This window comes from Streptomyces sp. NPDC001544, assembly GCF_042894285.1.
In the GTDB taxonomy this organism is placed as follows: domain Bacteria; phylum Actinomycetota; class Actinomycetes; order Streptomycetales; family Streptomycetaceae; genus Streptomyces.
In genome coordinates this window covers 452,828-466,643 of record NZ_JBIAVN010000003.1, presented here as the reverse complement: position 1 = coordinate 466,643, position 13,816 = coordinate 452,828, and the positions used below count along the sequence as shown (strand labels likewise).

At 69.6% G+C, this 13,816-nt stretch carries 7 protein-coding genes; 5 read left to right on the top strand and 2 right to left on the bottom strand.

What is annotated here, in order from left to right; all coding sequences use genetic code 11:
* Positions 1-32: 32 nt before the first annotated feature.
* Positions 33-410, bottom strand: a complete 378-nt coding sequence (locus tag ACFY0F_RS12120; RefSeq protein WP_388792152.1) for a WhiB family transcriptional regulator — start codon at positions 408-410, stop codon at positions 33-35.
* A gap of 173 nt (positions 411-583) precedes the next feature.
* Positions 584-1,285, bottom strand: a complete 702-nt coding sequence (locus ACFY0F_RS12115) for a DUF1707 domain-containing protein (RefSeq protein ID WP_388792151.1) — start codon at positions 1,283-1,285, stop codon at positions 584-586.
* Between the two features lie 379 nt (positions 1,286-1,664).
* Here ACFY0F_RS12115 and ACFY0F_RS12110 point away from each other — a divergent pair, with 379 nt between their 5' ends.
* From ACFY0F_RS12110 to ACFY0F_RS12090, 5 genes are all read left to right on the top strand, one after another.
* Positions 1,665-3,359, top strand: coding sequence for a fumarate hydratase (locus ACFY0F_RS12110; RefSeq protein ID WP_388792149.1), 1,695 nt, complete (start codon positions 1,665-1,667; stop codon positions 3,357-3,359).
* A gap of 417 nt (positions 3,360-3,776) precedes the next feature.
* Positions 3,777-5,162: a class II fumarate hydratase gene (locus ACFY0F_RS12105; RefSeq protein ID WP_388792147.1), complete on the top strand. Its 1,386-nt coding sequence runs from the start codon at positions 3,777-3,779 to the stop codon at positions 5,160-5,162.
* 84 nt (positions 5,163-5,246) lie between these two features.
* A complete protein-coding gene (locus ACFY0F_RS12100; protein ID WP_388792145.1) occupies positions 5,247-5,960 on the top strand; it encodes a DUF402 domain-containing protein in 714 nt (237 codons plus the stop codon).
* Between the two features lie 277 nt (positions 5,961-6,237).
* A complete protein-coding gene (locus tag ACFY0F_RS12095; RefSeq protein WP_388792143.1) occupies positions 6,238-8,331 on the top strand; it encodes a SpoIIE family protein phosphatase in 2,094 nt (697 codons plus the stop codon).
* 642 nt (positions 8,332-8,973) lie between these two features.
* A complete protein-coding gene (locus ACFY0F_RS12090) occupies positions 8,974-13,299 on the top strand; it encodes a hypothetical protein (RefSeq protein ID WP_388792142.1) in 4,326 nt (1,441 codons plus the stop codon).
* Positions 13,300-13,816: the final 517 nt, after the last annotated feature.

The following is a 13,816-nucleotide window of genomic DNA, read 5'->3' as shown; positions in this document are numbered from 1 at the left end:
CCCGTTCGCGTGGGCGGTGCCGTGAGCGGGAGCTATCCCGCCGCGGCTATGCGGCTCGCCGCGCGGGCCGCCTTCTTCAGCTCCATGTCGCGCCGGCGGCGCCGGGCGAGGACCACGCGTCGCTCCGCCGCGGTGAGACCGCCCCAGACGCCGTACGGCTCGGGCTGGAGCAGCGCGTGCTCGCGGCACTCGACCATCACCGGGCAGCGCGCACAGACCCGCTTGGCCGCTTCCTCCCTGGACAGCCGGGCGGCGGTGGGTTCCTTCGATGGGGCGAAGAACAGGCCTGCCTCGTCGCGCCGGCACACCGCCTCGGTGTGCCAGGGTGCGTCTTGGTCCCTGTCCCGCACTGGCACCCGCTGGGCCGGAACGGCAGCTACCTGCAGGGACGAATGCGGCGGTTGCAGCACGGTCTACTCCTGACGACGGCTTCGCGAGCGAGAGACGATGCAGCAAGCCCTACCCGCTGTGCGCGCGCCTATGCACTGCGTTCCCGGCCCTGGGAGCGCGGCGGCTGGTTCACGACCCTGTGCGCCCGCGGTCGAAGGACCGAAACGTTCCGTTTCGCGCGCCTTCGCTACCGTCAACGGTCCAGGTGTTTGCGCAAACCCTTGTCCACCTTGCGCTGCACGCGGTCGAGGATGTCCGCGACGAGCTTGCCGCGCTTCGGCCGCGCCTCCACGTTGCCCAGCACGGCCCATCCGTCCACATAGACGACGGGGGCGTCGGACTCGACCGAATCCAGCGTGTCCACCTCGAAGTTGCCGAGCACGCCGCCGCCGGTGCCGCGCAGCGACACGTTCTCCGGTACCCGGATCTCGACGTTGCCGAAGACAGACACCGCCTTGATCACGACCTGCTGGTACTCGAAGATCGCCTCGCTGAGGTCGATCTCGACACTGCCGAAAACGGCGTACGCGTGCAGTCGGCGCCCGGCGCGCCAACGGCCCCGGCGGACGGCGCTGCTGAACACCGCCACCACGTTGGCATCGGCCTCGGCCGGTATCGCACCGGCGGCCGGGCGGGGCGGCACAGGCGTGTACGCCGGGGGCGCCTGACGGTCGTGCGCCGCCGGCAGGTCCCGTATGAAGACCTCCAACTCGCCCACCGTCTTGGCGCCCAGCACCCCCTCCACGCGCTCGGCGTGCTCGTCCGCGGTCAGCCGGCCCTCGGCGAGGGCCTCGCGCAGGAGGTCGGCGATGCGGTCACGATCGGCGTCGGAGGCGCGCAGTTCCGCGACGCGCTGTCCGGCGTCCTGCTGTCGAGCCTGCTTCTGAAGGTCCACGGCAGCAGCGTACCGAAACGCGATAGATCGCGACTAGGGCCTGTCCGGCAATTCCCGCCGTCCGCTCGAAGGACGGGCCCCGTGGCGACGATGGGGTCCCGCGCGAGCTCTGGTTCGAGCGTGGGGAGCGTGCGATCGCAAGGCGCCGGAGCGCCCTCGATGGGGGTCCCCCCTCGCGAGCGAAGCCGAGCGTGAGGGAGTGCGTGCCAGGCGTCACGGGCCAGGCGGCTATTGCCGGACAGACCCTCGAGGTGTGGACAACCTCGGCGTGGCTGAGTGAGCCCGACCTCACGGGTGCACTGTCCGAGCCAGGTTCTACGCTGGTGGGCGCCCGCCAACGTCGGCGGGCCGACGTCCGCAGAGTGAGGAATGGGCTGAGATGCCTGAGTTCGCGTACACCGATCTGCTCCCCCAGGGAGAGGACACCACCCCGTACCGGCTGGTGACCTCCGAGGGTGTCTCCACCTTCGAGGCCGACGGGCGGACGTTCCTCAAGGTGGAGCCTGAGGCGCTGCGCAAGCTGGCCGAGGAGGCCATCCACGACATCCAGCACTACCTGCGCCCGGCCCACCTCGCGCAGCTGCGCCGCATCATCGACGACCCCGAGGCCTCCGCCAACGACAAGTTCGTCGCGCTCGACCTGCTGAAGAACGCCAACATCGCGGCGGCGGGCGTGCTGCCCATGTGCCAGGACACCGGCACGGCGATCGTCATGGGCAAGCGCGGTCAGAACGTGCTGACCGAGGGCCGCGACGAGGAGGCCCTCAGCCGCGGCATCTACGACGCCTACCTGAACCTGAACCTGCGCTACTCGCAGATGGCTCCCCTCACCATGTGGGAGGAGAAGAACACCGGCTCGAACCTGCCCGCGCAGATCGAGCTGTACGCCACCGACGGCGGCGCGTACAAGTTCCTGTTCATGGCGAAGGGCGGCGGCTCCGCCAACAAGTCGTTCCTGTACCAGGAGACGAAGGCCGTCCTGAACGAGGCCTCCATGATGAGGTTCCTGGAGGAGAAGATCCGTTCGCTGGGTACGGCCGCCTGCCCGCCGTACCACCTGGCGATCGTGGTCGGCGGCACCTCGGCCGAGTACGCGCTGAAGACCGCGAAGTACGCCTCCGCGCACTACCTGGACGAGATCCCGGCCGAGGGCTCCGAGCTGGGGCACGGCTTCCGGGACAAGGAGCTGGAGCAGAAGGTCTTCGAGCTGACGCAGAAGATCGGGATCGGCGCCCAGTTCGGCGGCAAGTACTTCTGCCACGACGTGCGGGTGGTGCGGCTGCCGCGGCACGGGGCGTCCTGCCCGGTCGCCATCGCGGTGTCGTGCTCCGCGGACCGGCAGGCCGTCGCGAAGATCACGGCCGAGGGCGTGTTCCTGGAGCAGTTGGAGACCGACCCGGCGCGATTCCTGCCGGAGACCACGGACGAGCACCTGACTGAGTCCGACAGCGGCTCCGCCGCGGGGTCCGGTGACGTCGTCCGGATCGACCTCAACCAGCCGATGGACGACATCCTCGCCGAGCTCACCAAGTACCCGGTGAAGACGCGGCTTTCGCTGACCGGCCCGCTGGTCGTGGCCCGCGACATCGCGCACGCCAAGATCAAGGAGCGGCTGGACGCGGGTGAGGAGATGCCGCAGTACCTGAAGGACCACCCGGTGTACTACGCCGGTCCGGCGAAGACCCCGGAGGGTTACGCGTCCGGTTCCTTCGGGCCGACCACGGCCGGCCGTATGGACTCCTACGTCGAGCAGTTCCAGGCGGCGGGGGGATCCAAGGTGATGCTGGCGAAGGGCAACCGGAGCAAGCAGGTCACCGACGCGTGCGCCGCGCACGGCGGCTTCTACCTCGGTTCCATCGGCGGGCCGGCGGCGCGGCTCGCCCAGGACTGCATCAAGAAGGTGGAGGTCGTCGAGTACGAGGAGCTCGGCATGGAGGCCGTGTGGAAGATCGAGGTCGAGGACTTCCCGGCGTTCATCGTCGTAGACGACAAGGGCAACGACTTCTTCAGCCCGCAGCAACTCTCTCAGCCGACGTTCACCAGCATCCCGGTGCGGGGGCCCGGCCTGTCCTGAGTCGCCCCTGAGAGCCGCACAGGCCCCCCGGCGACGCCGGGGGGCCTGTGACCGAACGGCACGCAGAATGCGAAAAGGGCCCGCCCCCGGTCGACCGGGGGCGGGCCCTTTTCCATGGAGCGCCGGGCAGGCCTTGCACCTGCATCTCCCCGCAGGAAGCGGGACGTCTTTCCTTGGACCACCAACGCATTGAGCCCTGCCCGTTTGTGGCGGCGAGCTCAAGATCCACTGTACAGCATTCCCGCCCGCACTTTCACCCCCCGGAGATCGGGCCGCTGTCGCGGATTCGCGCCGGGACGGGTCTCGCCCCCGCCGCCCATGCCCTTCCCGCCCCAGGGGCTCCGCCCCTTCGACCGCGGGCCACCCTGGTGGCGCACCGGGCGGAACATCGTCACCGCCGCGAACGCTGTAACGGATATGAGCGAATACCGGATCGAACATGACTCCATGGGCGAGGTCCGTGTCCCCGCCGACGCGAAGTGGCGGGCGCAGACCCAGCGTGCGGTCGAGAACTTCCCCGTCTCCGGGCAGCGGATCGAACGGGCGCACATCGAGGCGCTGGCGCGGATCAAGGGCGCCGCGGCGAAGGTGAACGCCGAACTGGGGGTGCTCGACAAGGACGTGGCCGAGGCGATCCAGGAGGCGGCGAAGGAGGTCGCCGAGGGGAAGTGGGACGAGCACTTCCCGGTCGACGTCTTCCAGACCGGGTCGGGGACCTCGTCCAACATGAACACCAACGAGGTCATCGCCACGCTGGCGACGGAGCGGCTGGGCCGGCCCGTGCACCCCAACGACCACGTCAACGCGTCCCAGTCGTCCAACGACGTCTTCCCCTCCTCCATCCACATCGCCGCCACGGCCGCCGTCACCCACGACCTGATCCCGGCCCTGGAGCACCTCGCCGACGCGCTCGGCCGCAAGAGCGAGGAGTTCGCCGACGTCGTGAAGTCCGGGCGCACCCATCTCATGGACGCCACGCCCGTGACCCTCGGTCAGGAGTTCGGCGGGTACGCCGCCCAGGTGCGGTACGGCGTCGAGCGGCTGAACGCCTCCCTGCCGCGCCTGGCCGAGCTGCCGCTGGGCGGTACCGCCGTCGGGACCGGCATCAACACCCCGCGGGGGTTCTCAGCCGCCGTGATCGCGGAGGTCGCCCGGACCACCGGGCTGCCGCTCACCGAGGCGCGCGACCATTTCGAGGCGCAGGGCGCCCGGGACGGGATCGTGGAGACGAGCGGGCAGCTCAGGACCATCGCGGTCGGTCTGACGAAGATCGCCAACGATCTGCGGTGGATGTCCTCCGGCCCGATGACGGGACTCTCGGAGATCTCGCTGCCCGACCTCCAGCCCGGTTCCTCCATCATGCCGGGGAAGGTCAATCCGGTCATTCCGGAGGCGGCGCTGATGGTCGCGGCCCAGGTGATCGGCAACGACGCCACCATCGCCACGGCCGGCGCCGCCGGGAACTTCGAACTGAACGTCATGCTCCCGGTCATCGCCAAGAACGTGCTGGAGTCGGTGCGGCTGCTGGCGAACGTCACGCGGCTGCTCGCCGACCGGACCGTGGACGGCATCGTCGCCCACCGCGACCGGGCCCGCGAGTACGCCGAGTCCTCGCCCTCCGTGGTCACCCCGCTCAACAGGTACATCGGGTACGAGGAGGCCGCGAAGGTGGCCAAGAAGGCCCTCTCGGAACGTAAGACGATCCGGCAGGTGATGGAGGAGAGCGATTACGTGGAGCGCGGCGACCTGACCCAGGAGCAGCTGGACGAGGCGCTGGATGTCCTGCGTATGACGCACCCGTGACGGGCCGGAAACCATTCGCGCCGACCGGCCGGAACCGTGACGCGTGACACCGCGTCGCATGCCTGGGGCACCTAATATCTGTGCATGGCAGACGGTGGAGCGGTGAGACGCGTGGACCGCGGGGACGCGGGTGGCACTACGGCCGGTGGTACGGCGTTCTGGACGCCCGGGAGTCAGATCCTGTGGCGGTACCGGGAGAACGCCGGCGACCGCCTCCACATCGCGCGCCCCGTGACCGTCGTCCGGGACGACGAGGAACTGCTCGCCGTGTGGCTGGCGCCGGGCACCGAGTGCGTGCGCCCGGTGCTCGCCGACGGCACGCCCGTACACCTGGAGCCGCTGCGGTCGCGCTACACCAAGCCCCGCTCGGTGCAGCGCGACCGGTGGTTCGGGACGGGTGTGCTGAAGCTGGCCCGGCCCGGGGAGCCCTGGTCGGTGTGGCTGTTCTGGGAGCCCGGCTGGCAGTTCAAGAACTGGTACGTCAATCTCGAGGAGCCGCTGTCCCGCTGGGACGGCGGGGTGGACTCCGAGGACCACTTCCTCGACATCTCCGTGCACCCCGACCGCAGCTGGCACTGGCGGGACGAGGACGAGTTCGCGCAGGCCCAGCGGGACGGTCTGATGGACGCCGGGCTCGCCGAACGGGTGCGGGCGGCGGGGCGTGCCGCGGTGGACGTGATCCGCGCCTGGGGCCCGCCGTTCTCGGACGGCTGGCCGCACTGGCGCCCCGACCCGTCCTGGGCGGTACCGTCTCTGCCGGAGGACTGGGACCGTACGCCCGCGCACGTGTCCTCATGAGACCCTTGATGCGCCCCCGGTGCACAACCGTAGGATCGTCCTCCGTAAGGAGGATCGGACGCAACTCCCGGGGCTTGTACCGGGCTTGACCCAATGTCACCGAGGGGCGGCAGGACGTGAGCGAGTGGTACGAGGGCAGCACCACCGCGGGCCCGCGACGGTCCGGCGGCACAGGGCCGTCCGCTGACCACGCGGGAATTCCGTTCCCGGGGCACGTATTCCGGGTATCGGGTTTTCTGCGGGACGAACTGCGTGCACGACACGCGGCCCCGGACGGATGGATTCGACACGCGTGACGGAGCAGCCGACCTCATACGAACGCCCCCAGGCGGGCGTCGACCCCGCGGAGCCCCGCGGGGCGCTCCTGCACACCCCGACGACGCTCGGCCCCACCGCATTACCCGCACAGGCCCGCGCCGGCGAGACGCCCTCCTCGCCGGGTACCACGACGCCCTGCGGCAAGGGGAAGGAGCTCCCAGTCAACGGCCCCGAGCACGCCCAGCCATCCGCGGCGGAACCGGACGCACACCGCCCGCGGCCCGCGGCCGAGCACATCCCGGTCCAGCCGGTCGCCGAGCAGCAGGACGGTTCCGGCGGGCAGGAACGCCGTACCGGACGGGGACTGCCGCCGGGACGGCCGCTGCCCATGCGGCGGGACGGCGACCGGCTGCGCTTCGTGGGTGCCGCGACCCGGCGGATCGCCCGTGGTCTCGATCTCGACGAGATCGTGATGGGGCTGTGCCGGGCCACCGTGCCGACGTTCTCGGACGCGATCCTCGTGTATCTGCGCGACCCGCTGCCGATCGGTGACGAACGTCCGACCGGGCCCGTGCTGCTGCGGCTGCGCCGTACCGACCGGATTCCGGAGGAGCGGGACACCGAGGGCGGTTTCCTGCCCGCGCCGACGGCGGAGAGCGAGCTCCCGGAGCTGTCGTCGGTGACCGCCGAGCTGTGCGAGGTGCGGCCCGGCGGCGCGCTCAACGAGGTGCTGCGGGGGGTGCGTCCGGTGTTCGCCGACTCCCCCGCCGCCCGTGCCGCGCTGCCCGAGCTGCTGGGCGAGGGCGGCGAGTCGCTCGTCCCCGACGGCCGGCACGCGATCCTCGCCCCGCTGCGCGGCCGGCGCCGGGTCATCGGTGCCGCGCTGTTCCTGCGCCGCACGGAGCGGCTGGCGTTCGAGGCCGACGACCTGCTGGTCGCCGCCCAGCTCGCCACGCACAGCGCGCTCGGCATCGACAAGGCGGTGCTCTACGGCCGTGAGGCCTACATCGCCGACGAGCTGCAGCGCACCATGCTGCCGGAGACGCTGCCCCGCCCGACCGGTGTCCGGCTGGCCTCGCGCTATCTGCCGGCCGCGGAGACCGCGCGGGTCGGCGGCGACTGGTACGACGCGATCCCGCTGCCCGGCAGCCGGGTCGCCCTCGTCGTCGGCGATGTGATGGGCCACTCCATGACCTCGGCGGCGATCATGGGCCAGCTGCGGACGACCGCGCAGACCCTCGCCGGGCTCGACCTGCCCCCGCAGGAGGTGCTGCACCACCTGGACGAGCAGGCGCAGCGCCTGGGCACCGACCGGATGGCGACCTGTCTGTACGCCGTGTACGACCCGGTCTCGCACCGGATCACCATCGCCAACGCCGGTCATCCGCCGCCGGTCCTGCTGCATCTGGGCGGCCGGGCCGAGGTGCTGCGGGTGCCGGCGGGTGCGCCCATCGGCGTCGGCGGCGTCGACTTCGAGGCCGTCGAGCTGGACGCGCCGGCCGGGGCCACGCTGCTGCTCTACACCGACGGACTGGTGGAGTCCCGGCTGAGGGACGTGTGGACCGGCATAGAGCAACTGCGCGAGAAGCTGGCGGCGACCGCGCAGCTGACCGGGCCGGACCATCCGCCGCCGCTCGAAGCCCTGTGCGACGAGGTGCTCGACATGCTGGGTCCGGGCGACCGGGACGACGACATCGCGCTGCTCGCCGCCCGTTTCGACGGGATCGCGCCGAGCGATGTGGCGTACTGGTTCCTGGAGCCGGAGGACGCGGCCCCCGGCCGGGCCCGCCGGCTGGCCCGGCGGGCGCTGGCCCGCTGGGGTCTGGAGGAGCTCAGCGACTCGGTGGAGCTGCTGGTCAGCGAGGTCGTCACCAACGCGGTGCGCTACGCCTCCCGCCCGGTCACGCTGCGGCTGCTGCGCACCGACGTGCTGCGCTGCGAGGTCGGCGACGACGTGCCCCAGTTGCCGCGGCTGCGTCAGGCGCGTGCCACGGACGAGGGCGGGCGCGGCCTGTACCTGGTGAACCGGCTGGCCCGGCGCTGGGGTGCGACCCGGCTGAGCACGGGCAAGGTGGTCTGGTTCGAGGTCAACGGCGCGGCGCCGCGGGGCTGATGGCGCCGGCCTGGCCACCACAGGACTGACAGCGAGAACAAGTCGCCTCCCAGCGGAGGGCATCACCGCCGAGCCATGGCTTGGCCGCGGCAACTCCGCGACTGGGACGGTGACTTGTGTGGTGCACGAGTCCCTTGGTGCTGTGGTGCGCCGTAATGAATTTTCGGCCATGGCCGGATCAAACCCTTGCATGGCGTGTCCATGCCTCGCATAAGGTGACCTGGCGCTCAGAGAACCGGAACTGACCACACCGGCCCTCGCGAGCGGGTGATCAGTGAGGGGGACTTCTCTGCATGATGCACACCGCGTCGCCCTGCCCCGGTGAACGGGCAGCTTGCGGCCACCCTTGAGCCGACGCAGATCCCGGCGGCAACGAGGCCGCGCACTCTCAGCACCCTCCGCCCGCTCATCCGGTGGACGCATCCCGGGACTTCACGCGCTCCCGCGTCCGGAACGACGGCCGCGAGGCCCCGGTAACCCTCCCGCACCACCCCTGCGACACAAGGTCTCCTGCCCGGCCCGGTCAGCGGGCGCGGGCGGGCTCGCCGCGCCTGACCCCCAGGAGCGGGGAACCAACTCAACGAGAAACGGGGAATGTCTCTCTTGAGACCCAGAAGAGCAACACTCATACCCCTGGCCGCGGTGGTGACTTCCGCCGCGCTCGCCAGCGCGCTCCTGCAAGCCCTGCCGGCCACCGCCGCCCCCAGTTCGAACTCCAGTTCAAGCAAGGGCGAGTCGGCACAGCGGGGAGGTGTCAGCGACCCCGGCCGCAAGCTCGGCAAGGGATGGCGAACCTCCGACGACCGCGCCGTCACCGCCGCGGCCGACAGCGACGGCTTGCACATCCTGGTCGCCGACAGCGCGAAGGCCTACGCCTGGAAGACCGCCGCGGTCCTTTCCGAGCCCGGCATGCCCGCGGACTCCTGGCTCGGCAACCAGTGCCTCATGGACCGCGACCATGTCGCCGCCGTGTACGCACCACGCACGTTCACCAACAAGCCGGACCTGATGCAGGGCGGCGCGTTCGCCGCGATCGTGAACCTCGGCACCGGCCAGGTGACGAAGCTGCCGTTCACCGCGTCGCTGGCGTATTTCGACCCCTCGTGCGATCCGGCCACGCACACCGCCGCGTTCACCGCGTTCCGCGACATGAACGACGCCGCGAAGACCAGGACCCGGGTCGTGACGGTGAACACCGCCGGCAAGACCCTCATCAAGGCCGCGACGAAGGGTGAGCTGACCAGCGCCGTCCCGGTCAAGGACGGCGCGGTCGCCGCCGTCGGCGGCCGTCTGGTCCACCTCGACCGCTCCGGCAAGGTGAAGAACCTCCTCACGACCGGCGGCGTCGCCTTCGACCTCCACCCGGTGAAGGGCGGAAAGATCGCCTTCGTCGAACGCGACGGCAGCAACCGCGCGCGGGCCAGGGTGTGGGGCGGTAACGGCGGGGCGACCACCACCATCGCCACCGGAAAGCTCGGCGACCTCGACCTCGAGCGCGGCGGATCGGCGCAGGTGTTCCTCACCGGCCATCCCGTCGGCAGCCTGCACACCGCGGGCAGCGGGATCACCCGGGTGAACGCCCCGGCCGACACCGACATCTCCAGTCAGGGGCGGCTGGCCGTCGAGCCCGTACTCACTCCCGGCGTCCGGGCCGGCATCGAGCGGGTCAAGAACGCCGGCAAGGGTTTCACCAGGACCGAGCCGAACACGCAGGACGGTCCGGCACAGGCCCCGGGCACGCTGACCGCGACCACGCCGGTGACGGTCACCTCCATCGCCACCACCACCGGCTCGAAGATCAGCCAGAAGGTCGCCCCCGCCGCGAAGCCCGCCGGCAAGGAGCACCTGTCGCCCGCGCTCACCGCCGGCCGCGCACCGGGTTCGGCAACGGGCAAGCACGGGCAGCCGTCACGGAGCTCGTCGATCATCGTGTCGCACGACCCGACCGATCCCGACCGCTGGTGCTCCGTCTCGCGCAACGACGTCAAGGCACAGGCGCTCCAGCCCACTCCCAACCAGGTGGAGTGGGCCGTCGACATGGCCGTACGCGGTAATCTGCACGCCAGTTACATCCGGCAGGGCGGCTACCGCAACCAGACCGGGATGAGCAGCATCGACCCGCAGGGTCTGTTCCCGCCGCCCACCCTGACCGGCGGCGGCCGTATCCCCGCCAACGTGATGCTCGGCATCATGGCCCAGGAATCCAACCTGTGGCAGGCCGAGTCCGGTTCCATCCCCGGCCAGATGGGCAGCCCCCTCGCGGCGGTCGACGGCTACTACGGGCACAAGATCGACCCGGGCGCCCCGGAGTCGTACTGGGCCATCAACTGGGACAAGTCCGACTGCGGCTACGGCGTCGGACAGGTCACCGACGGCATGCGCATCGCCGGTCACGAGAAGCCCGGGGAGACGAGCCTGTCGCCGGCCCTGCAGAAGGCCGTCGCCATCGACTACGCGACCAACATCGCCGCCTCGATGAAGATCCTCGCCGACAAGTGGAACGAGGTCCACAAGGCCGGCCAGACGATCACCGTCAACAATGACGACCCCTCCTACGTGGAGAACTGGTTCACCGCGGTCTGGAACTACAACCTCGGTTTCAACCCGCCCTCCGACGCCTCGAAGCACGACGGGCACTGGGGGCTCGGCTGGTACAACAACCCGGCCAACCCCATCTACAAGAAGAGCTGGAACCACCCGTTCATGGACACGGACGTGGACGGCACCGAAGCCAACCACGACGCCGCCCACCCGCAGGATTGGCCCTACGAGGAGAAGGTGATGGGCTGGTCCGCCTGGTCCATCGACACCGGCTACTCCTACGGCACCGACGGCCGCCAGGACTGGAAGGGCGAGTCCGGCTACTCCTCGGCCGGCTTCCGGCCGGCCTGGTGGAACACCAATGCCGCGCGGAGCCAGGTCTCACCGCCGCTCAGCACCTTCTGCAACAGCGACAACAACTGCGACCCGGCCACGCCGCCGAACTGCGGTACGGAGACCTGTTACGCCAAGTACTGGTACAACAAGCCCAACGCCACGTGGAAGGCGACCTGCGCCAACCAGTGCGGGCACGAACTGATCAAGTACCAGACGCTGATACCGGAACCGGGGCGTGGCTACCGCCTCAAGAACGGCATGCCCGTCTGTTCCGGTGCGCCGACCGGCGCGCACGTCGTCGCGTCGGTGCCCAACGGCACCGAAACATGGGGCGACTGTGGACAGGCCACCTCTTCGGGCACCTTCCAGTTCACGTTCAACGCGGACACACTGGGCACCCACTTCGAGGCGAAGGCCGATCTGCACCAGGTGGGCGGCGGCTACGGCGGTCACTTCTGGTACACCCACACCCGCAACGAGGACCATCTCGGCGGTGACGGTGGTCTGATGTCGATCGACGGCACCTGGACACTCGGCGAGAAGATGGACCTGGCCCAGGTGTGGGTGCACGTCCCGGACACCGGAGCGCAGACCAAGAACGCGCACTACGTGGTCCGCGGCGCTCTCGGCGGCCCCTACGACCGGTACGTCGTCCAGAACGACAACAACGGCAAATGGGTGTCCCTGGGGGCCTACAAGTTCACCTCCACACCGAGCGTCAGCCTGACGAACTACACGCCCGACGGCACCGGCGATGACGACATAGCCTTCGGCGCCATCGCCTTCCAGCCCGTCACCGGCACCTACGTCTCGGACTCCATCGAGGCCGACGCGTTCTTCGACGAGGACCAGAACATCGACGTCCGGCCCGAGTCGAGCATGTTCAACACGCCACTGAAGTCGCGGCAGGACCTGTACGACTGGGCGATCAAGACCTCGCAGAAGATCACCGATCTGCCGACCTGCATCGACGTGGGGGCTCCCACGTGCGTGAAGCCGGAGACCAAGGCCGCGGTCGAGCAGTGGAAGGCCGATGTCAAGGCGGCGGGCACGAGCACGACCGACCATCCCGACGGGCACAGCGTGCCCCAGTGGATGCATTTCGCCAACGCCTACACCAAGCGCCCCACCTCGGACAGCAAACCCTCGTGGTTCGGCACCGACGACGCCGCCTACAAGATGTACAACAAGGCGACCGTGTCGTACATCAAGACCTCGTCGGGGAAGATCATCAACGGCAGTCAGAGCGTCTCCTACGACGACCGCACCGCCGACACGCACATGCCGGACTTCGTTCGGAACTTCTTCGCGGCGCTGAAGAAGGACTACGGCACCCAGCCGCCCGACCTGGACTACGTCGCGAAGGACCTCAACGTCCACAACGGCCGACCGGTCACCACCTCGACCAACAGCGACGGCATCCTTCCCGGACGTGCGTACCAGTCGATCGGCGTCAGGCCGGTCGTCACCGACAACAACGACAAGGTCGTCACCGACGACAGCGGCACCTGCGTCGCCGTGATGCACACGGCCGGCGGATCCATCGGCTACCGGCCCGCCCTGGCGGACCAGCATCTCACCGACAGCGTGGCCGACTGGGTCAAGCGGGTCTCCGACGACACGGGGTCGTCGGACAACCCCGTTGCTCTCATGTCCCAGGAGATCCGGAACATGTTCTTCAAACCGGGACTGACCGGTTCGATCTTCGGCCAGGCGCCGCCCATCTGGCAGGAGCTGGACTTCAAGTCCTGCGCCGACGGCACCATCAAAAAGGTCAGCGGCGCATCGATCCTGCGGTCCAGCTACATGCCGAGCCAGTACCTCTACCGCAACGGCAAGGCCATCGACCTGGACGGCGCTTACACCGGTTCGAGTGCACCGATCACCACCGGGGACTTCTACCACTTCAGCGGGCCCGCCTCGCCGCCGAGCACGGATGACCCCTATTCGAACTGCACCATGACCGGAGGCCACTCCGGAAACCCGTGGAACATCAACGTCTATCTCTCACCGAACCCCGGGGTGGACCCGGATTCGACCCACTTCTGCAACGCACCCGACAAGAAACCTGACCCTGAGTACACTCGCTAGATTCGTGGTCGCCCTCGTTCAGAGGGCGACCACGCTCCTCGCTCCACAGAAAGGCCCCGCACGATGGCGGCTGGCGCCCTGCTCATCGGCTTCGCCATGTTCTTCCTCTCCCCGTTTCTGCCCTGGGTGCTGTTCCCCTTCCGAAGGAAGGCAGGCGCAGCCGCTGCGGCGGTCTGTGCTCTGCTCGCCCTGCTGAGTTGCTTCCTCTGGAACGGAGCTTTCATCGGGTCGGCCGTCCTTGCGCTTTCCTCGTCCGTCGTGCGGATCATCGTGGAGGCATCCGGAGCCTTGGAGGGGCCGCGGGCTCGCCGCAGGGAACGCAGGCCGAGCAGGTCTTCTCACAACGGCTGACACGAGGGGCCGAGTTGCCGGTGGGTGGTCAGGCAGCAGGCGAGTAGTTGCCGCGCCGAGAGCATTCGCTTTCACCGGAAGCGCTCCAGGTACGGACCACTGGCGTCAAAACAGGCCATCAGCGTGCCAGGAGCACACGACACCGGCTCACAGCTTTTTCTGCGCG